The sequence below is a fragment of the Janibacter melonis genome (genome assembly GCF_020567375.1).
In the GTDB taxonomy this organism is placed as follows: domain Bacteria; phylum Actinomycetota; class Actinomycetes; order Actinomycetales; family Dermatophilaceae; genus Marihabitans; species Marihabitans melonis.
In genome coordinates, this window is sequence record NZ_JAJBZM010000003.1 from 658272 (window position 1) to 678329 (window position 20058).

The following is a 20058-nucleotide window of genomic DNA, read 5'->3' on the forward strand; positions in this document are numbered from 1 at the left end:
CGCACCAGATCAGGCCCCCGTGCTCTGCGCGTCGCGCTGCTGGGCCGCCACCGCGCGCGCGACGGCGTCGCGCTGCTCGGTGAGGGTGCGGCGCAGCCCGGCCGGGGCGTCCGGGTGCTCGGCCAGCCACGCGTCGGAGGCGGCGAGCAGCTCGGGGCCGGCGAGGGCCATCGGGTAGAAGAGCACGACGATGCTCTCGGCGACCGCGTGCGTGCGCTCGGACCACACGCGCGTCAGCGCGTCGTGGTAGCGGGCGACGAAGGGGGAGAGCAGCGCCGGGTCGCCGACCCGGCCGAAGCCGAGGGCGTGGGCGTCCACGACGGAGTTCGACGTCGTCGCGTCCTCGACACCGGCGTGCCAGGCGGCCTCCTTCGCCTCCGGCGTCGGGGCCGCGCCCCGGGCCCGGGCGGCGCGCTCGCGACCGGTCGCGGTGTTGTCCTGACCGGCCTCGGCGTCGACGTCCTGCGCGGTGCGCTCGCCGGCGGCGACGAGAGCGGTGAGCAGGGTCCAGCGCATGTCGGTGTCGACGGCCAGGCCGCGCGCGTCCTGCGAGCCGTCGAGCAGACCGGCGACGAAGGTCGTGTCGTCACCGGGGGCGGTGAGGTCGGCGACCGCGGTGACGAGCTGGAGCTGGGCGTCGCTGCCGGGCTCGGCGGTCCGGGCCAGCTCCTCGATCCGGTCGCGCACCTGGGTGCGCAGGCCCGCCCGCACGGCAGGGTCGGAGTAGGACAGGACCGCCGTGCGCAGCTGCTGCAGGAGCGTCTTGAGCAGGGTGGAGTCGTCCTGGCCCTCGAGGGCCCCCAGCGCGATCGGCACGTACTCGCGGGCGGGCAGCTCGGCGTCGCGCGTCATGTCCCACGCGCTCGCGAGGCACAGCGACTCGGGCAGCGAGTCGGCGAAGGCGCGCGGGTTGCTGCGGAAGGTCGCCAGCGAGCGGGCGTCGAGGCGGATCTTCGCGTAGGCGAGGTCGTCGTCGTTGACGAGGAGCAGGTCGGGCTGCTGACGCCCGACGAGCGCGGGCACCTCGGTCACCGCCCCGTCGACGTCGAGCTCGATGCGGTCCGTGCGGGTGAGGACGCCGTCGACGAGGTCGTAGCAGCCGATCGCGAGCCGGTGCGGGCGCAGCGTCGGGTGCTCGTCCGTCGCGCTCTGCTCGACGCGCGCCGCGGTGATCGCGCCGCGGTCGTCGACCTCGACGACGGGGCGCAGGGTCGCCACGCCGGCGGTCTCGAGCCACAGCGCCGACCACGAGCGCAGGTCGCGGCCCGAGGTGGCCTCGAGCTCGTCGAGGAGATCGCCGAGGGTCGTGTTGCCCCACGCGTGCTTGGCGAAGTAGGCGCGCAGGCCGTCGCGGAAGGCCTCGCGGCCGACGTAGGCGACGAGCTGCTTGAGCACCGAGGCGCCCTTGGCGTAGGTGATGCCGTCGAAGTTGACCTCGACGTCGGCGAGGTCGCGGATCGGGGCGACGATCGGGTGGGTGGTGCTCAGCTGGTCCTGGCGGTAGGCCCACGACTTCTCGTGCGTCGAGAAGGTCGTCCACGCCGAGGCCCACTGGGTGGCCTCGGCCTGGCACGTCGTGCTCGCCCACTCGGCGAAGCTCTCGTTGAGCCAGAGGTCGTTCCACCACTTCATCGTCACGAGGTCGCCGAACCACATGTGCGCGAGCTCGTGGAGCACGGTGAGGGCACGGCGCTCGACGAGGCTGTCGGGGACCTTCGAGCGGAAGACGTACATCTCGTGCAGCGTCACGCACCCGGCGTTCTCCATCGCCCCGGCGTTGTACTCGGGGGTGAAGACCTGGTCGTACTTGTGGAAGGGGTAGGCCTGGTCGAACTCCTCCTCGAAGAAGGCGAAGCCGGCCTTCGTGAGGTCGAAGAGGTGGTCGGCGTCGAGGTGCGCGCTCAGCGAGCGGCGGCAGAAGATGCCGAGCGGCACCTCGCCGGCGCGGGTGGTCACGCTGTCGCGCACGACGTCGTACGGGCCGGCGACGAGGGCGGTGATGTAGCTGCTCATCCGCTCGGTCGCGGGGAAGGCCCAGCGGGCGACCCCTTCGCGCACGGGCGACGGCTCCGGCGTCGCGGAGTTCGAGATGAGCACCCAGTGCGCGGGCGCGGTGACGTCGAAGGTGAAGGAGGCCTTGAGGTCGGGCTGCTCGAAGACCGGGTACATGCGCCGGCTGTCCGGCACCTCGAACTGCGTGTAGAGGTAGACCTCGCCGTCGACCGGGTCGACGAAGCGGTGCAGCCCCTCGCCGGTGTGCATGTAGCGCCCGGTCGCCTCGATCGTCAGGACGTTGTGCTCGGCCAGGCCGGGCACCCGCAGGCGGGAGTCGGCGTACAGCTCGCCGGGGGAGAGGGTCGTGCCGTTGAGGGTCACCGAGTCGACCGACTCGCCGATGAAGTCGACGAAGGTCTCGGCGCCCGGGGTCGTCGCGGAGAAGGTGATCGTCGACGTCGTCGCGAAGGTCTCCTCGGACACGGTGAGGTCGAGGGTGACGTCATAGCTCTCGACCCGGACGAGGCCGGCGCGGGTCGCGGCCTCCTCGCGGGTCAGGTTCGTGCCGGGCACGGGGCCTCCATCGGTGTCGTCCTGGGGACGGCGGCCGGGTCACGGCGCCGTCGGGTGATCCTCCTCATGCTGACACAGGGCCTGCGGGGCTCACCGGCCCGGGCTTCTGCCAGGATGCCGCCATGGCGACCGAGAGCGTTGACTTCTACTTCGACCCCGCGTGCCCGTGGGCATGGATGGCCTCCCGCTGGATGATGGAGGTGGAGCAGGTCCGCGACGTCGACGTCCACTGGCGGCAGATGAGCCTGTGGGCGCTCAACGAGGGCCGCGACATCCCCGAGGGCTACCGCGAGTTCCAGGAGCGCATCCACGGCATGTCGCGTGTCCTGGCCAAGGCGCTCGACGCGCACGGCGACGAGGTCGCCAAGCCGCTGTACGACGCCCTCGGCGAGCGCATCCACCACCAGGGCCGCAGCGACTTCGACGCGATCACCGCCGAGGCGCTCGAGCAGGTCGGGCTGGCGGCCTCGCTCCTCGACGCCGGCCAGGACGAGTCGCTCGACGACGTCCTGCGGGCCAAGAAGCAGGCGGTGAGCGAGCTCGTCGGCGACGACGTCGGCACCCCGACGATCACCGTGGCCGGCTCGAGCTTCTTCGGCCCGGTCGTCAGCCCCGCCCCGAAGGGGGAGGCCGCCGGCCGGCTGTGGGACGGCTGCGTGGCCGTCGCGGGCACCGACGGGTTCTTCGAGCTCAAGCGCTCGCGCACCCGCGACCCGATCTTCGACGTCTGACCCGGTCCGCTCCCGGACCTCACCACCCAGCAGCACCCACCCGAGAGGTATCACCACCCCATGCGCGTGCACATCGGCGGAGACCACGCCGCCTACGAGCTCCAGCAGGAGCTCATCGCCCACCTCCAGTCCGAGGGCCACGAGGTCGTCAACCACGGCCCCTTCGACTACGACGCCGTCGACGACTACCCGGTCTTCGTGCTGCGCGCCGCCGAGGCGGTCGCGGCGGACCCGGGCAGCCGGGGCGTGGTCCTCGGGGGGTCCGGCAACGGCGAGCAGATGGCGGCCAACAAGGTGGCCGGCATCCGTGCGGCGCTGTGCTACGACGTCGAGCTCGCGCGCCTGGCCCGCGAGCACAACGACGCCCAGGTCATCAGCATCGGCGGGCGCATGCAGCCGGTCGAGGTGGCCACCGAGATGGTGCGCGTCTTCCTCTCCACGGACTTCACCGGCGAGCCCCGCCACCAGCGGCGGATCGACATGGTGACCCGCTACGAGCAGACCCGAGAGCTGCCCGAGCTCTAGGCAACGCCGGGGGATCGACCCACCCGAAGGTGGGCGATTGGCCCATATACAACGTCCAACCCTGGACAGTGAAGTCTTCTTCTTCAAGACTTGGTCAAGGAATCGTGCTGCCGGGGGGCTGGCACCTAGTGTCGAGGTGTCGCCGCCCCGTCGGGCGGCGGCCCGACGACCAAGGGATACCTGATGTCGACCACCACCTCCCAGAGCGGGCGCCTCGCGCTGCCCGAGCTGGGGGCATCGTTGGTGCGCACGCTGGCGCACTCGAGCTCAGCGCCGCGCGTCGTCGTCCTCCTCACGGCGGCGCTCGCGATCACCCTCGGCAACCCCTACGCACCGCAGTACCTGCCCGTCTCCGCCTTCGTCCCCGTCATCCTGCTCGCCGGTGTCGTCCTGCCGGTCCGTGCGCTCGCGGCGACCTACGTCGCCATCACGACGATGATCATCTGGGTCGTCGCCTTCGGCACCGGAGGCCCGTACTACATCGCCCCCTTCGCCTGCGCGGCGACCATGGGGACCCTGCTCGCCACCTCGTACTCGCGCTCCCAGCACGGGGTCGGCGCCTTCACCGGCGACCGGATGATCATGGAGCTGCGTGACAGCCTCTTCGCGATCGGCGAGATCCCGCCGCTGCCCGCCGGGTGGCACGCGGAGCGCGCCTTCGCCACGGCCCACCACCAGGCCTTCTCCGGTGACTTCGATGTCGCGGTGCTCCAGGAGGACCACAGCCGGCTCGAGGTGATCCTCGTCGACGTCGCCGGCCACGGGCAGAAGGTCGCGACGCGCTCGCTCGCCCTCTCCGGCGCGCTGTCCGGCCTCGTCGGGCAGGTCGACCCCGCGGGCGTGCTCACCGCGGCCAACGGCTACCTCGCCCGGGCGAACTGGGACGAGGGCTATGCGACCGCGGTCCACCTCGACGTCGACCTCGAGAACGGCTGCTTCAACCTCGCCCACGCCGGGCACCCGCCCGCCGTCCAGTTCGTCGCGGCGACCGGCCAGTGGCAGACCGTCACCGCCGCCCTCGGGCCGGCGCTCGGCCTGCTGCCCGACGCGGTGTACCCCCGCGTCGAGGGAGTGCTCGAGCCCGGTGACGCGCTGCTCGTCTACACCGACGGCGTCGTCGAGTCGCCGACCGCCGACGTCGCCGACGGCATCGACTGGATGCTCGGCCGGGCCGAGGCCTCCGTCGGCGCCGGCCTGAGCGGGCTGACGACCGAGCTCGTGCGCCAGGGTCGCGCCGGCGAGGCCGACGACCGCGCCGCGATCCTCATCCGGCGCAGCTGACCGGGCCGTCCGGACCGGGGCGGGGGCGCCGTAGGATCGGCGTCCGATGACCCCTGACCAGCCCCACGACGACCCGTTGCGCCGCCCCGCGCACGACCGCCCGCCCGCCCCGAACGGCCGGCCCTCCTCGGGGGTGCGCACCTTCACCCCCCGCTGGCGCAGCTCGCCGCTCACCGACGAGCGGATGGCTGCGCTCATGCCCCGCTACGGCGTCGAGTCGCAGCGGCTCGACGAGGCCGCCCGCGCCCGGATCTACGGGCGGGTCGCCCCCTTCGTCCTCGAGATCGGGTCGGGCCACGGCGCCGCGGCCCGCGCCTACGCCGCCGCGCACCCCGAGCACGACGTGCTCGCCGTCGAGGTGCACGTGCCCGGGATCGCCCGGATGCTCGCGGCCGCCGACGAGGAGGGCCTGACCACCCTGCGGGTCCACCGCGGTGATGCCCTCGACCTGCTCCACGACGCAGTGCCCGACGGCTCGCTCCAGGCGGTCCACCTCTTCTTCCCCGACCCGTGGCCCAAGGCGCGGCATGCGAAGCGCCGCTTCGTCCAGCAGCACACCCTCGACCTCCTCGCGCGACGGCTGCGGCCCGGCGGCCACGTCCTCGTCGCCACCGACCACGAGCTCTACGCCCAGCACGTGCGCGAGCAGCTCGCCGAGCACGGCGGGTACGAGGTCGTCGAGGGGGAGCGGCCGTCCTGGCGGCCCACCGACGGCTTCGAGGACAAGGGCACCCGCGCCGGTCGCGTCATCCACGAGCTGCGCCTCACGCCGCGCGGACGCGGATAGGGTCGCGACATGTCCCAGCGCACCAGCTATCTCCTCGTCGACGGCGAGAACATCGACGCCACCCTCGGCACCTCCGTCCTCGGCCGACGTCCCCACCCCGAGGAGCGGCCGCGCTGGAACAAGCTGCTCGGCCACCTCGAGCGGCGCTGGCAGCAGCCGGTCAAGGCCCTCTTCTTCCTCGCGGTCGACGAGGACCTGCCGATGTCCTTCGTCCAGGCGCTGCTCGCCATGGGCTACACCCCGGTCCCGCTGAGCGGCCCGGGCAAGGTCGTCGACATCGCGATCCAGCGCACCGCGGACGCGCTGCTCGACCGGGCCGCCGACGTCATGCTCGTCAGCCACGACGGCGACTTCACCCCGCAGATGACCGCGCTCTCGCGCGACGAGGACCGCCGCCTCGCCGTCGCCGGCTTCACCGAGTTCGTCTCCACCGGGCTGCGGCAGGTGCCCGGCCTCGAGGTCGTCGACCTCGAGTACGAGATCGGCGCCTTCACCTCCGCGCTGCCGCGCGTGCGGATCATCCCGATCTCCGAGTACGACCCCGCCGACTTCATCTGAGCGAGCCGGGACGACGAGACCCCCGCACCAGGTCGGTGCGGGGGTCTCATCGCGTCCGCGGACGGACGGGGGAGCGGGCGACGGGAATCGAACCCGCGTAGCCAGTTTGGAAGACTGGGGCTCTACCATTGAGCTACGCCCGCACACCTCTCGCGGCCTGCCCGCGAGGTGCGGGCTCTGCTGCGCGAGGAGCACGGGTTAGCCTAATGCGCGCTCGGACGCCGACCGAATCGGCTCCCGGGTGACGGGGTATGGCGCAGCTTGGTAGCGCGTCCGCTTTGGGAGCGGAAGGCCGCCGGTTCGAATCCGGCTACCCCGACCCGCCGTGCGTCCGGTGGTCTCGAGGCTCAGGCCCTGGCGGGCCCTCGCACCTCGACCATCGACGTACCCAGACCCGCCGTGCGTCCGGTGGTCTCGAAGCTCAGGCCCTGGCGGGCCCTCGCACCTCGACCATCGACGCCCGCCGCGAGACCGCTCAGGTCGGGAGCATCGGGCCGCCGGTGCCGAAGAGGCGCTCGGTGAGGCCCGTGCGGGCCCCCTTCGCCTCGAGCGCCCGCTGCACCTTGGCGACGTTGGAGCGGGTGGGCCAGGCGAGCCACAGCATGACGGGGACCATGACCAGCCCGAGCAGGGCGAGCAGGCCCCACCCGCTGACGAAGGCGAGCATCACGGCGACGATCCCGGGCGCCTCGACGAGCGCGCAGCGCACGATCGTCGAGGACTGGAGCGCGGCGACCGCGGTGCGACCGGGGTCGCGGTCGGCCGGGTCGACCGGCGGCACCCGGAAGCCGACGGTCGTCGCGGCACCGATACCGGCGAGGGCGACGACGGCGAAGACGGCCAGCCACAGCGGGTCCGCCCCGCCGTCGGTGCCGGCGCTCACCAGCCCGACGAGGCTGACGAGGACGAGACCGCTGCACATCGCGGCGACGACGATCTTCACGGGCTGCAGGGCGGTGGCGGGCGTGGCCGATGGCTGCGACATGGCTGGCACCCTAGGGCCCGGCGGGCTCGTTTGGGTCGCGCGGCCGGTGTGACGGTAGTGTGACGACCTACGTCTGCGTCCACCTCAAGGAGCAGCCGGGACCGGTCCCTGCGGGGTCGGAGACGGCTCGTGGGCGTCAACCGTTGACCACCCGCCAGAGATCCTTTGGAGTGCCTGCAGTGAAGAGTGCCGTCGAGAAGCTCAACCCGACCCGGGTCAAGATGACCGTCGAGGTCACCAGCGAGGAGCTCGCGCCGCACGTCGACGCCGCCCTGAAGACCATCGGCTCCCAGATCCAGGTCCCGGGCTTCCGCGCGGGCAAGGTCCCGAGCCGCATCATCGAGCAGCGCGTCGGCAAGGCCGCCGTCCTCCAGGAGGCCGTCAACGAGGCCCTGCCGGAGTTCTTCGGCCAGGCCGTCGAGGCCGAGGAGCTCAAGCCGCTGGGCCAGCCCGAGGTCGAGATCACCTCGCTGCCCCTCGAGGACGGCGAGCAGCTCGAGTTCACCGTCGAGGTCGACGTCCGCCCCGAGGTCACCCTCCCCGACTACGACGGCCTGGCCGTCACCGTCGACCCCGTCACCGTGAGCGACGAGGACGTCGAGGCCCGCATGACCGAGCTGCGCGAGCGCTTCGGCACCCTCACCGGTGTCGACCGCGCCGTCGAGGACGGCGACTTCGTCTCCATCGACCTGCGCGCCGAGATCGACGGCCAGGAGATCGACGCCGTCGAGGGCATCTCCTACGAGGTCGGCTCCGGCACGATGCTCGAGGGCATGGACGCCGCGCTCGTCGGCCTGAACAAGGGCGAGAGCGCTGACTTCACCTCGCCGCTCGCCGGTGGCGACCAGGCCGGTCAGGACGCCTCGTGCACCGTGACCGTCCAGTCCGTCAAGGTCCGCGAGCTGCCCGAGGTCGACGACGACTTCGCCCAGATGGCCAGCGAGTTCGACACGGCCGAGGAGCTGCGCGCCGACGTCGCGAAGCAGGCCGAGCAGGCCAAGAAGTTCGAGCAGGGCATCCAGGCCCGCGACAAGGTCCTCGAGGCCCTCCTCGAGCAGGTCCAGATCGACCTCCCGGAGAGCATCGTCGAGGGCGAGGTGCACCAGCACCTCGAGCAGGAGGGTCGCCTCGAGGACGACGAGCACCGTGCCGAGGTCGACGAGTCGACCCGCAAGGCGCTCACCTCGCAGTTCCTCCTCGACGCGATCGTCGAGGCCGAGCAGGTCGAGGTCGGCCAGCCCGAGCTCGTCGAGTACCTCGTCATGCAGGCCCAGCAGTACGGCATGGACCCCAACCAGTTCGCCCAGCTCATCGACCAGCAGGGTCAGGTGCAGGCGATGGTCGGCGAGGTCGGCCGTCGCAAGGCCCTCGCCGCGGTCCTCGACAAGGCGAGCATCACCGACACCGACGGCAACGCGATCGACCTCGACGAGCTCGTCCCGGACGCCGAGGGCGAGAGCGACGAGTCGGTGGAGACCGAGACTCCCGAGGTGACCGAGGGCGACAGCACGTCGGTCGAGACCGAGGCCCCCGAGGCCGAGGCCACGCAGGAGCAGGACGCCTCCAAGGCCTGATCCACCGCACCTCGCGACGAAGGGGGGAGCCGACCACGCGGTCGGGTCCCCCCTTCGTCGCTGCCGCACCACCGCAGAAGGAGCCCGGCGTGACCACCGCCGCCCGCACGTCCGCCGTGCCCCAGGAGCGTGCCCACCGCGCGCTCCTGCTCGTCTTCGCCCTCGCCGGGGTCGTCTTCGCGACCTGGGCGAGCCGGCTGCCGGACATCAAGTCGATGCTCGGCCTGACGAGCGGCGAGCTCGGCATCACCCTGCTCGCGGGCAGCGTCGGCTCCCTGCTCGCGCTGCCGGTCGCCGGTCGTCTCGCCGAGCGCGTCGGGACGGGCCGGGCCGTCGTCGTCGGCGCGGTCCTCGCCTCCGTCGGGATCCTCGGCGTCGGTCTCGGCGCCCAGGTCGCGGGCTCCCGACCGCTCATCTCCGCCGGCCTCTTCGTCACCTCGGCGGGCGTGAGCCTGTGGGACGTGTCGATGAACCTCCAGGGCGCGACCGTCGAGCGGGCGCTCGGCCGCTCGACGATGCCGCTGTACCACGCGTTCTTCAGCGGCGGCACCGTCCTCGCGGCCCTCGTCGGCGCCGGTCTCGTCGCCCTCGACGTCTCGTTGCTCGTGCACTTCGTCGTCGTCGTCGCGCTGGCCGCCACGCTCGCGCTGCGCACCCAGCGCCACTTCCTCGCCGACCCGCGGCTGCCCGACGAGCCGGGCACGACCGGCGTCACCCGCTCGGCGTGGCGCGAGCCGCGCACGGCGCTCATCGGCGTCTTCGTCCTCGTCGCCGCCTTCACCGAGGGCACGGCCAACGACTGGATCGCCGTCGCCTTCGTCGACGGCCACGGGGTGCCGACGTGGGCCGGCGTCGTCGCCTTCGCGTGCTTCCTCGGCGCGATGACCCTCGGACGGGTGCTCGGCACCCGCCTCCTCGACGTCTACGGCCGCCGGCGGGTGCTCCTGCCGATGCTCGTTGTCGCCGCGGTCGGCTCGCTGCTCGTCGTGCTCACCCCGCCCGCGACGGCCTACGTCGGCACGCTGCTGTGGGGATTCGGCGTGAGCCTGGGCTTCCCCGTCGGCATGAGCGCCGCAGCCGACGACCCGCGTCGCGCCGCCGCGCGGATGTCGGTCGTCGCGACGATCGGCTACGCGGCCTTCATCGCCGGCCCGCCGGTGCTCGGCCTGCTCGGCGACCACGTCGGCATCCTGCGCGCGCTGCTGCTCGTCGCCGTGATGATCCTCCTCGCCCTCGTCACCCTGCCCGCCGTCGTCGAGCCGGACGACGCCCGTGCCGCTCAGCCCGCGCGCAGCGCATGACAGGTGTCATGCGGCCCCGATGACGAAGGGGGCAGCGCCCCCTCCTCCCGCCGGGCAGGGTGGGGGCATGGACCAGGACACGCGAACTGAGCAGGGGGCGCCCCCGGCGCTGCGGCTGCGGCAGGTGACCAAGCACTTCACGCTCGCCCGGCAGCGGGTCGAGGCCGTGCGCGGCGTCGACCTCGAGGTCGGGCACGGCGAGGTCGTCGCCATGCTCGGGCCGAACGGCGCCGGCAAGACGACGACCCTCGACATGGTGCTCGGTCTCACCCAGCCGTCGTCGGGCGGCGTCGAGGTCTTCGGCACCGTGCCGCGCGCCGCGGTCGACGCCGGGCGGGTGTCGGCGGTGCTCCAGACCGGCGGCCTGCTCCGCGACCTCACGGTCGAGGAGACCGTCGAGGTCATCGCCTCGACCTTCGCCTCGCCGCAGCCGGTCGCCGAGGTCATGGAGCGGGCCGGGATCACCGCGCTGGCCCGTCGCCGCGTGAGCAAGTGCTCTGGCGGCGAGCAGCAGCGGCTGCGCTTCGCCCTCGCGCTCCTGCCCGACCCCGACCTGCTCGTCCTCGACGAGCCCACGGCGGGCATGGACGTCGGCGCCCGGCGCGACTTCTGGGCGGCGATGCACGCCGAGGCCGCGCAGGGCCGCACGATCATCTTCGCGACGCACTACCTCGAGGAGGCCAACACCTTCGCCGACCGGATCGTCCTCATGTCCAGTGGCGTCGTCGTCGCCGACGGCACGACCGAGGCCATCCGCGCCCGGGCGACCGGGCGCGTCGTGAGCGCCGACCTCGCCCCCGAGCTCGACGCACGGCTCGAGGCCGCTGCGGGGGTGCACTCGCTCGAGCGGCAGGGGCCACGGGTGCGGGTGCTCGCCGCCGACTCCGACGCGCTGGCCCGCACCCTGCTCGACCTCGGCGGGTCCAACCTCGAGATCACGACGGGCTCGCTCGACGAGGCCTTCCTCGCCCTCACCGGGCAGGGGGCCGACGACCCCCACCGCACCACCGACGAGACCACCGAGCACGAGACCAGCGGGAGCCGGGCATGAGCATCAACCCCACGTACACGGGCATGGAGCTGCGACGGATCGTGCGCGACCCGGTCGGGCTCTTCTTCACCGCCGCGCTGCCGGCCTTCCTCTTCGTCATCTTCGGCGCGACCCAGTCCTTCAAGGACGAGTCGGCCGGCAACGGCAACGTCGGTCTCTACATCATGGTCTCGATGGCCGCGTACGGCGCCGTGACCGCCACGACCTCCATCGGCGGCGGGGCGGCGGTCGAGAAGATGCAGGGCTGGGGCCGTCAGCTCGGCCTCACCCCGATGCGCGACTCCTCCTTCGTCCTCAGCAAGGCGGTCACCGCGCTCACCGTCGCGTGCGTGCCGATCGGGCTCATCTACCTCATCGGGGCGCTCACCGGCGCCGAGGGCACCGTGCAGGCGTGGGTCCTCTCGGCGCTCGTCGTCCTGGCCGGTGCGGGGGTCTTCGCCCTCTACGGGCTGTGCGTCGGGCTCGCCTTCCGCTCGGAGAGCGCCGTCGGCGCGGCCTCGGGCACGCTCGTCATCTTCGCCTTCCTCGGCAACGTCTTCACCCCCCTGTCGGGCACGCTGCTCGACATCGCCCGCTTCACCCCGCTCTACGGCTACATCTCGCTGGCGCGCTACCCCATCACCGAGGGCTGGCTCGTGAGCACGCAGGACGGTGCGGCGATGGTGCAGGAGCCGCTGTGGGTGCCGGTGACCAACCTGCTCGTCTGGGGCGCGATCTTCGCCGTCGTCGCCACCCTGCTCGTGCGCCGCAGCCGCGGCCGTCAGTGACCCCCGGCGATGCCCGGCGCTAGCCTGCGGCCCATGGAGCGACGACGCGGCGACGTGGTGGTGGGGGAGGAGTTCGAGCGCGACCCCTGGGCCCGCTTCGGCTGGCTCCTCGGCGCGGTCTGGCTCGTCTTCATCGTCTTCCCGGTCGTCTCCATCGTCCAGGACGACGCGCCGTGGCCGTGGCGCGCGCTGGGGATCCTCGTCGTCCTCGCCTTCAGCGTCGTCTACCTCCACGCGATGCGCGCGGAGGACCGGCCCGAGGGCACGAGCTGGAGCGTGTGGACCTACCTCGCGGTCCTCGTCGCCCTCACCCTCGCGACGATCCCCACCGCCGGCATCGCCTCGCTCGGGCTCGTCCCCTTCGTCCTCGCCCTCGCCGGCATCGCCCTGCGACCCTGGCAGGCCCTCGTCGCGCTCGGCCTGGCCCTGGGCATCGCCTCGGTCGTCGTGTCGCAGGTGGGCATCGAGCAGCTCGCCTTCGTCTACCTCGTCTACCCGATGGTCACGCTGACGCTCATCCTCGTCGGCGGCCTCGACCGCAGCTCCTCGCGGCGGCGTGCCTCGGAGCAGCGCCTGTCGATCAGCCAGGAGCGCGAGCGGGTCGCCCGCGACGTGCACGACGTCCTCGGCCACTCGCTGACCGTCGTCACCGTCAAGGCCGAGCTCGCCGAGCGTCTCGTCGACGTCGACCCCGAGCGGGCCAAGGCCGAGCTCGCCGAGCTGCGCTCCATCGCCCGCCAGTCGCTCGCCGAGATCCGGGCCACCGTGGCGGGGCTGCGCGTCGCCCGGCTCGCGGACGAGATCGACTCGGCGCGCGGCGCGATGGCAGACGCGGGCATCGCGCTCGTCGTCGACGGCGACCCGGCCGAGGTCGACCCGCGGCACCGGATCACCCTCGCGTGGGCACTGCGCGAGCTCGCGACGAACGTCGTGCGCCACAGCGGCGCGACCGGGTGCGTCGTCACCCTGGGCGAGGACCGCCTCGTCGTCGTCGACGACGGGCGGGGGCCGCGCTCGGGGCGCGAGGGCAACGGTCTGCGGGGACTTCGAGAGCGGGTCGAGCCGTCCGGCGGGAGCGTCGTCGTCGAGGCGGCCGAGCCGGGCACGCGCGTGGAGGTGACGTTGTGAGCATCAAGGTGCTGCTGGCCGACGACCAGGCCCTCGTGCGGGGCGCCCTCGCGGCTCTGCTCGGTCTCGAGCGCGACATCGACGTCGTCGGCGAGGTCGGCCGCGGCGACGAGGTCCTCACCGCGGTGCGGCGCACCGGGGCCGAGGTCGCGCTGCTCGACATCGAGATGCCCGGCATGTCGGGCATCGACGTCGCCGAGCAGCTCTCCCGCGAGGAGCCGTCGTGCCGGGCGCTCGTCGTCACGACCTTCGGGCGGGCCGGCTACGTGCGTCGGGCTCTCGAGGCCGGTGCGCGGGGCTTCGTCGTCAAGGACACCCCGGCGAGCGAGCTCGCCGAGGCGGTGCGCCGGGTGCACTCGGGTCTGCGCGTCATCGACCCGACGCTCGCCGCGGAGTCGCTCTACGAAGGGGTGAACCCCCTCTCCCCGCGCGAGCGGGAGGTCCTGCGCGAGGCGCTCACGGGCGCCCCGGTCGCGAGCATCGCCGCGCAGGTCTACCTCTCGCCGGGCACGGTGCGCAACCACCTGTCCTCGGCCATCGGCAAGACGGGCACGACGACCCGGATGGAGGCGGCGAGGGTCGCCCATGACAACGGCTGGCTCTAGGCGCAGCGCGGTGTGCGATCCGGGCGGGTCGGACCCTAGGGTTGTGCGTCATGACCGACATCTCGCCGGACGTCACCCCTGACGACGAGCTCCTCGAGGCCGCCGTGGAGTCCGACCTGCTCGAGCAGGACCCCCACGAGCCGAACTTCGCCCAGGTCTTCTACCCCGCCCGACCCCGCGCCCTTCGTCCGCGGGGCCGGCTGCGGCCCCAGGGGTCGCCCTCGCCGGCCGAGCTGCGCTCCGGTGAGCCGCTCGGGGACAACCCCGTCTACGTCGAGTGGCTGCGCGACCAGTCGATGCTCGCCGACGCGAAGGCCATCGCCCGGCAGTTCTCGGCCGTGGGCTCGATGTGGCAGAACCCCTACGCCACCCCGGACCCGCGCCTCGCGGTCCAGACCGCGTCGGTGTGGTTCACCGCCTACCCGATCTCGATGATCACCCCGCCCGGGCGCTCCTTCCTCGCCGCGCTCGGCGACGACGAGCTGTGGCGCACCTTCGCCGACATCGGCATCCACGGCCTGCACACGGGCCCGGTCAAGCAGGCCGGCGGGATCTCCGGGTGGAGCCCCACGCCGAGCATCGACGGGCACTTCGACCGCATCTCGACCCACATCGACACCGCCTTCGGCACCGAGGACGAGTTCCGCGAGATGTGCGTCACCGCGGCCGCCCACGACGGCACGGTCATCGACGACATCGTGCCCGGGCACACCGGCAAGGGCGCCGACTTCCGCCTTGCCGAGCTCGGGGTCGACGACTACCCCGGGATCTACCACATGGTCCTCGTGCCCGAGGAGGACTGGCACCTGCTGCCCGACGTGCCCGAGGGGCGCGACTCGGTCAACCTCGACGAGGAGGCGGAGGCCGCGCTGTCGGAGGCGGGCTACATCGTCGGCCGCCTCCAGCGGGTGATCTTCCACGTGCCCGGGGTCAAGGACACGAACTGGAGCGCGACCTCCGTCGTCACCGGTCCCGATGGCGTCCGGCGGCGCTGGGTCTACCTGCACTACTTCAAGGAGGGCCAGCCCTCGATCAACTGGCTCGACCCCACCTTCGCCGGCATGCGCATGGTCATGGGCGACGCCCTGCACAGCCTCGGCGACCTCGGCTCCGGGGGTCTGCGGCTCGACGCCAACGGGTTCCTCGGGGTCGAGAAGTCCGCGGAGGGCTCGCCCGCGTGGTCCGAGGGCCACCCCCTGTCGGAGGCGGCCAACCAGCTCATCGGGTCGATGGTGCGCAAGATCGGCGGCTTCACCTTCCAGGAGCTCAACCTCTCGATCGACGACATCGCGACGACCTCCGAGGCCGGCGCCGACCTGTCCTACGACTTCGTCAACCGGCCCGCCTACCAGCACGCGCTCGCGACGGCCGACACGGAGTTCCTCCGGCTGACGATGCGCGAGGCGATGGCTCGGGGCGTCCATGCGGTCGGGCTCGTCCACGCGCTGCAGAACCACGACGAGATGACCTACGAGCTCGTCCACTTCGCCAGCGAGCACCGCGAGGAGGAGTTCACCTTCCGCGGCGAGCAGGTGAGCGGCGAGGTGCTCGCCGAGACGATCCGTGGCGAGCTCACCGAGCGCCTCACCGGCGCGGCCGCGCCGTACAACCAGGTCTTCACGACCAACGGCATCGCCTCGACGACGGCGTCGATCATCGCCGGGTCGCTCGGCATCACCGACCTCGACGCGATCGGCGAGGAGGAGGTCGCCCGGATCCGGCAGGCGCACCTGCTCCTCGCGAGCTACAACGCTCTCCAGCCGGGCGTCTTCGCCCTCTCCGGGTGGGACCTCACCGGCGCGCTGCCGCTGCCCGCCGACCACCCGGACGTCGCGCCGCTGCTCGACGGGGGAGACACCCGCTGGATCCACCGCGGTGCCTACGACCTGCTCGGCGTCGACCCCTCCGCCCAGCGCTCGATGTCCGGCATGCCGCGGGCCCGATCGCTCTACGGCACCCTGCCCGAGCAGCTCGAGGACGAGACGTCCTTCGTCTACCGGCTCAAGCAGATCCTGCACCTGCGCGGGTACTTCCAGATCGCGACGACGAGCCAGGTCGACGTGCCCGACGTCGCGCACCCGGCGATGCTCGTCATGGTCCACGACTACGAGAGCATCGAGGGGCAGATGCAGGTGACGGTGCTCAACTTCGCCGCCGAGCCGATCTCCGGCACGGTCATCAGCGAGCACCTCGTCCCCGGCGCCCGGCTCATGGACATGGGCGACGGGTCGACCTTCGGCGAGGTCGACCAGCTGCACGGCTTCCACGTCGAGCTCGAGGCGCACGCGGCGCTGGCGCTGCTCGTGCGCTCCTGAGGCGGGGCGGACCGCCCCGGCGGGCCGCCCCGGCGGGCCGCTCTCTCATCGCCGTCTCATCCACGTCGTCCAGGGTGGGTGCATGCGCCGCACCCTCACCGCCGTCCTGCTCGCCGCCGCCCTCCCGCTCGGTCTCTCCGCCTGCGTGCTGCCGCTCGGGGGAGAGGACGAGCCCGGGTCGAGCCAGACCGAGGAGGACGGCGGCGACGGTCAGGACGAGGGCGACGACGGTGACGACGGTCAGGACGGCGGCGACGACGGCGAGGACGACGCCGGCGGCGAGGACGACGACAGCTGACACGGTCGAGCCCCCGTCGCCGCCGTTAGCGTGAGGTGATGACCCAGCCCCCCCGCCGACGCGTCCAGGTCCGCCCCCTCGGGGGCGCCGCGGGATGCCTGACGATGATCGTCGTCTCCCTGCTCCTGTCGGTCCTGCTCACGGTGCTGCTCAACCTCGCGCTCTGAGCAGCCGCGCGGCTCCCCCTTCGCGCCCGGTTGCGCCCACGGCGAACACGCAGATGGGTCGGGAGTAGCGCCCGACCCTTCGGCGTTAGGGTCACTGACAACGCCATCACGACACGAGAGCGAGCGAGCGTGAGCAACCCCAGCGAGATCGTCGCGGCAGGCCCCCAGGGCGGCCTCGGACTCGACGACCACATCTACCAGCGGCTCCTCAAGGAGCGGATCATCTTCCTCGGGTCGGACGTGCGCGACGACAACGCGAACGCCATCGCGGCCCAGATGCTGCTCCTCGCGGCGGAGGACCCGGAGAAGGACATCTGGCTGTACATCAACAGCCCCGGCGGCTCGATCTCCGCCGGCATGGCCATCTTCGACACGATGAAGTGGATCCCCAACGACGTCGCGACCGTGGCCATGGGCCTGGCCGCGTCGATGGGCCAGTTCCTCCTGTCGGCCGGCACCCCGGGCAAGCGGTACGCGACCCCCCACGCGCGGGTCATGATGCACCAGCCCTCGGGCGGCATCGGCGGCACCGCGTCCGACATCAAGATCCAGGCCGAGCAGATGCTCTTCGTCAAGAAGCAGATGGCCGAGCTCATCGCCCAGCACACGGGCCAGGACCTCGAGCGGATCGAGAAGGACTCCGACCGCGACCGGTGGTTCTCCGCCGAGGAGGCCAAGGAGTACGGCTTCATCGACCACGTCTTCGAGAGCGCGGCGCAGGCCGGGCCGCGCAGCGACAACCCGGTCACCGACTGAGCGCGCGAGAGACCAGGAGAGAGACACATGTACTTCGACCCCCAGGCCCGCACGTCCATGCCCGGTGACGCCCCGATGCGCCCCGGCCCGTCGAGCCGCTACATCCTGCCGAACTTCGAGGAGCGCACCTCCTACGGCATGAAGCGGATGGACCCGTACACCAAGCTCTTCGAGGACCGCATCATCTTCCTCGGGGTGCAGGTGGACGACGCCAGCGCGGACGACATCATCGCCCAGCTGCTCGTGCTCGAGTCGATGGAGCCCGAGCGCGACATCCTCATGTACATCAACAGCCCGGGCGGCTCCTTCACCGCCATGACGGCGATCTACGACACGATGCAGTACATCCGTCCTGACATCCAGACCTTCGTCATCGGCCAGGCCGCCTCGGCCGCCGCGGTGCTCCTCGCCGCCGGCGCCCCGGGCAAGCGCTTCGCCCTGCCGAACTCGCGCATCCTCATCCACCAGCCGGCTCTCGCCGGTGGTGCGGGCGGTCAGGCCTCCGACCTGGAGATCCAGGCCAACGAGGTGCTGCGCATGCGCGAGTGGCTCGAGGAGACCTGGGCCAAGCACTCGGGCAAGACCCCCGAGCAGGTCCGCGAGGACATCGAGCGCGACAAGATCCTCTCGGCCGCCGAGGCCAAGGACTACGGGCTCATCGACCTCGTGCTCACCCCGCGCAAGGCCTCGCTCGAGGACTGAGCCGGACCGTCGACGACGGCCGCCGCCCCCATCGGGCCGGCGGCCGTCGTCGTGCCCGGGGGAGGGAACCGAGGGCACCCCAGGGACGTCGAAGGGGGATGAGGCTCCTCCTCGCGTCCGTGCTCGTGGGTCTCGGCGTCCTCGGCAGCACGCCGACCGCCCGTGCTGCCCCGTGCTCCCAGACCTGCTCGTGCGTGCGCGGGACCCCTCAGCAGCAGGCCGAGCGCGCCGATGTCCTCGCCGTCGTCACCGTCACCGACGTGGCACTACCCGGCGGCGGCGGGGCGGGCTACGCGTACTACCGGCTCGACGTGGACCAGCGCCTCGGCGGCGACGTCTCGCGGACTGCCACCGTCCGCGCCTACACCGTCTCGGACGGGTGCGGCGTGCGCCTCATGAGGGGCCGGACATAACTCCTCTACGCGCAGGAGGACGCACGCGGCGCACTCATGACGACGCTGTGCAGCGGGACGCGACGGGCCACCCCTTCGCTCGTCCTCGCGGTCACCGGATCGGTCGCCCTCACCGCGTTGCGCTGACAGCGGACAGGCGCGACGCGCCCCCCACACGCGGTGTCCAATAGCAGGACAGCGACGAGCCGACGGGTACCGTCGGGCACGTCGGCCGGCGGCGACCGGCGGCACCGGGCGAGCGAGAGGATCTGGACGTGGCACGAGTCGGAGAGAGCGGAGACCTCCTCAAGTGCTCCTTCTGCGGCAAGTCCCAGAAGCAGGTCAAGAAGCTCATCGCGGGTCCCGGGGTGTACATCTGCGACGAGTGCATCGACCTGTGCAACGAGATCATCGAGGAAGAGCTGTCCGAGGGCAGCAACCTCGGCTTTGACGAGCTGCCCAAGCCGCGTGAGATCTTCGACTTCCTGCAGAAGTTCATCATCGGCCAGGAGGGCGCGAAGAAGTCGCTCGCCGTCGCCGTCTACAACCACTACAAGCGGGTCCAGGCCCAGGAGGCCGCGAGCACCGCCGGCAAGCGCGACGAGGAGCACGTGGACATCGCCAAGTCCAACATCCTGCTCATCGGTCCCACCGGCTGCGGCAAGACCTACCTCGCCCAGACCCTCGCGAAGATGCTCGACGTCCCCTTCGCCATCGCCGACGCGACGGCGCTCACCGAGGCCGGCTACGTCGGCGAGGACGTCGAGAACATCCTGCTCAAGCTCATCCAGGCCGCGGACTACGACGTCAAGAAGGCCGAGCAGGGGATCATCTACATCGACGAGGTCGACAAGATCGCCCGCAAGAGCGAGAACCCCTCGATCACCCGTGACGTCTCGGGCGAAGGGGTGCAGCAGGCCCTGCTGAAGATCCTCGAGGGGACGACGGCCTCCGTGCCGCCGCAGGGCGGGCGCAAGCACCCGCACCAGGAGTTCATCCAGATCGACACGACGAACGTCCTCTTCATCGTCGGCGGGGCCTTCGCCGGGCTGGAGAAGCTCATCGAGTCGCGCAGCGGCAAGAAGGGCCTGGGCTTCGGCTCCGAGCTGCACACGCCGACCGACCTCGCCGACTCCATCGTCGACGTCATGCCCGAGGACCTCATGAAGTTCGGGCTCATCCCCGAGTTCATCGGTCGTCTGCCGGTCATCACGACGGTCTCGCCGCTCGACCAGGACGCGCTGACGAAGATCCTCACCGAGCCGCGCAACGCCCTCGTCAAGCAGTACCGCAAGATGTTCGCGCTCGACGACGTCGAGCTCGAGTTCACCGACGACGCCGTCGAGGCCATCGCCGACCAGGCGCTCGCCCGCGGCACCGGCGCGCGCGGTCTGCGGGCGATCATGGAGGAGGTCCTCCTGCCGGTGATGTTCGACGTCCCGAGCGACGAGGGCATCAAGCAGGTCGTCGTCACCCGCGAGGTCGTCCTCGACAACGTGCTGCCGACCATCGTGCGCCACGAGCAGGAGACCAAGCGCAAGCCGAAGCAGAAGCGCTCGGCCTGAGC

20 protein-coding genes and 2 tRNA genes are annotated in these 20058 nt (G+C 72.0%); 19 read left to right on the forward strand and 3 right to left on the reverse strand.

Annotated features, from left to right (window positions below; all coding sequences use genetic code 11):
- Window positions 1-9: 9 nt before the first annotated feature.
- Window positions 10-2568 carry an aminopeptidase N gene (gene pepN, locus LIV55_RS15270; protein WP_229300815.1) on the reverse strand — a complete coding sequence of 853 codons (2559 nt, stop codon included), beginning with the start codon at window positions 2566-2568 and terminating at the stop codon, window positions 10-12.
- Window positions 2569-2690: 122 nt separating this feature from the next.
- Here pepN and LIV55_RS15275 point away from each other — a divergent pair, with 122 nt between their 5' ends.
- From LIV55_RS15275 to LIV55_RS15295, 5 genes are all read left to right on the forward strand, one after another.
- Window positions 2691-3299 (forward strand): mycothiol-dependent nitroreductase Rv2466c family protein, encoded by a 609-nt coding sequence (locus LIV55_RS15275; protein WP_229300816.1) that lies wholly within the window; start codon window positions 2691-2693, stop codon window positions 3297-3299.
- Window positions 3300-3359: 60 nt separating this feature from the next.
- Entirely contained in the window at window positions 3360-3824 is a 465-nt protein-coding gene (locus tag LIV55_RS15280; protein ID WP_123090955.1) for a ribose-5-phosphate isomerase, read from the forward strand.
- Between the two features lie 183 nt (window positions 3825-4007).
- Complete coding sequence (locus LIV55_RS15285; RefSeq protein WP_229300817.1) at window positions 4008-5105, forward strand: PP2C family protein-serine/threonine phosphatase; 1098 nt, start codon at window positions 4008-4010, stop codon at window positions 5103-5105.
- A gap of 46 nt (window positions 5106-5151) precedes the next feature.
- Complete coding sequence (gene trmB, locus LIV55_RS15290) at window positions 5152-5892, forward strand: tRNA (guanosine(46)-N7)-methyltransferase TrmB (RefSeq protein ID WP_229300818.1); 741 nt, start codon at window positions 5152-5154, stop codon at window positions 5890-5892.
- A 9-nt stretch (window positions 5893-5901) separates the two neighbouring features.
- Window positions 5902-6450 carry an NYN domain-containing protein gene (locus tag LIV55_RS15295; protein WP_068273791.1) on the forward strand — a complete coding sequence of 183 codons (549 nt, stop codon included), beginning with the start codon at window positions 5902-5904 and terminating at the stop codon, window positions 6448-6450.
- A gap of 72 nt (window positions 6451-6522) precedes the next feature.
- On the opposite strand, the gene LIV55_RS15300 is transcribed toward LIV55_RS15295, so the two are convergent.
- A tRNA-Gly gene (locus LIV55_RS15300) sits at window positions 6523-6593 on the reverse strand.
- Between the two features lie 102 nt (window positions 6594-6695).
- On the opposite strand from LIV55_RS15300, the gene LIV55_RS15305 reads away from it, so the two are divergent.
- A tRNA-Pro gene (locus LIV55_RS15305) sits at window positions 6696-6769 on the forward strand.
- 156 nt (window positions 6770-6925) lie between these two features.
- Here the strand turns inward: LIV55_RS15305 and LIV55_RS15310 are convergent.
- Window positions 6926-7435, reverse strand: coding sequence for a hypothetical protein (locus LIV55_RS15310; RefSeq protein WP_229300819.1), 510 nt, complete (start codon window positions 7433-7435; stop codon window positions 6926-6928).
- Between the two features lie 179 nt (window positions 7436-7614).
- On the opposite strand from LIV55_RS15310, the gene tig reads away from it, so the two are divergent.
- From tig to clpX, 13 genes are all read left to right on the forward strand, one after another.
- A complete protein-coding gene (tig, locus tag LIV55_RS15315) occupies window positions 7615-9009 on the forward strand; it encodes a trigger factor (RefSeq protein WP_229300820.1) in 1395 nt (464 codons plus the stop codon).
- Between the two features lie 89 nt (window positions 9010-9098).
- Window positions 9099-10310, forward strand: coding sequence for an MFS transporter (locus LIV55_RS15320; RefSeq protein WP_229300821.1), 1212 nt, complete (start codon window positions 9099-9101; stop codon window positions 10308-10310).
- A 67-nt stretch (window positions 10311-10377) separates the two neighbouring features.
- Window positions 10378-11361: an ABC transporter ATP-binding protein gene (locus LIV55_RS15325; protein WP_229300822.1), complete on the forward strand. Its 984-nt coding sequence runs from the start codon at window positions 10378-10380 to the stop codon at window positions 11359-11361.
- Complete coding sequence (locus LIV55_RS15330) at window positions 11358-12128, forward strand: ABC transporter permease (RefSeq protein ID WP_267493015.1); 771 nt, start codon at window positions 11358-11360, stop codon at window positions 12126-12128. The genes LIV55_RS15325 and LIV55_RS15330 overlap by 4 nt, the downstream gene beginning before the upstream one ends.
- A 33-nt stretch (window positions 12129-12161) precedes the next feature.
- On the forward strand, window positions 12162-13256 hold the full coding sequence (locus tag LIV55_RS15335) for a sensor histidine kinase (protein ID WP_229300823.1): 1095 nt from the start codon (window positions 12162-12164) through the stop codon (window positions 13254-13256).
- Entirely contained in the window at window positions 13253-13861 is a 609-nt protein-coding gene (locus LIV55_RS15340) for a response regulator transcription factor (RefSeq protein WP_229300824.1), read from the forward strand. The genes LIV55_RS15335 and LIV55_RS15340 overlap by 4 nt, the downstream gene beginning before the upstream one ends.
- Before the next feature lie 50 nt (window positions 13862-13911).
- Complete coding sequence (gene treS / locus LIV55_RS15345; RefSeq protein WP_229300825.1) at window positions 13912-16176, forward strand: maltose alpha-D-glucosyltransferase; 2265 nt, start codon at window positions 13912-13914, stop codon at window positions 16174-16176.
- Window positions 16177-16258: 82 nt separating this feature from the next.
- A complete protein-coding gene (locus tag LIV55_RS15350) occupies window positions 16259-16474 on the forward strand; it encodes a hypothetical protein (RefSeq protein WP_229300826.1) in 216 nt (71 codons plus the stop codon).
- A 38-nt stretch (window positions 16475-16512) separates the two neighbouring features.
- Window positions 16513-16641, forward strand: coding sequence for a hypothetical protein (locus tag LIV55_RS17040; protein ID WP_267493016.1), 129 nt, complete (start codon window positions 16513-16515; stop codon window positions 16639-16641).
- 129 nt (window positions 16642-16770) lie between these two features.
- Complete coding sequence (locus LIV55_RS15355) at window positions 16771-17397, forward strand: ATP-dependent Clp protease proteolytic subunit (protein ID WP_068273817.1); 627 nt, start codon at window positions 16771-16773, stop codon at window positions 17395-17397.
- A 27-nt stretch (window positions 17398-17424) separates the two neighbouring features.
- Window positions 17425-18099, forward strand: a complete 675-nt coding sequence (locus LIV55_RS15360; RefSeq protein WP_068273819.1) for an ATP-dependent Clp protease proteolytic subunit — start codon at window positions 17425-17427, stop codon at window positions 18097-18099.
- Between the two features lie 98 nt (window positions 18100-18197).
- The gene (locus LIV55_RS15365) at window positions 18198-18512 is read left to right on the forward strand and encodes a hypothetical protein (protein ID WP_229300827.1); all 315 of its coding nucleotides are present in this window, start codon (window positions 18198-18200) and stop codon (window positions 18510-18512) included.
- A 254-nt stretch (window positions 18513-18766) separates the two neighbouring features.
- The gene (gene clpX, locus LIV55_RS15370; protein ID WP_068273821.1) at window positions 18767-20056 is read left to right on the forward strand and encodes an ATP-dependent Clp protease ATP-binding subunit ClpX; all 1290 of its coding nucleotides are present in this window, start codon (window positions 18767-18769) and stop codon (window positions 20054-20056) included.
- Window positions 20057-20058: the final 2 nt, after the last annotated feature.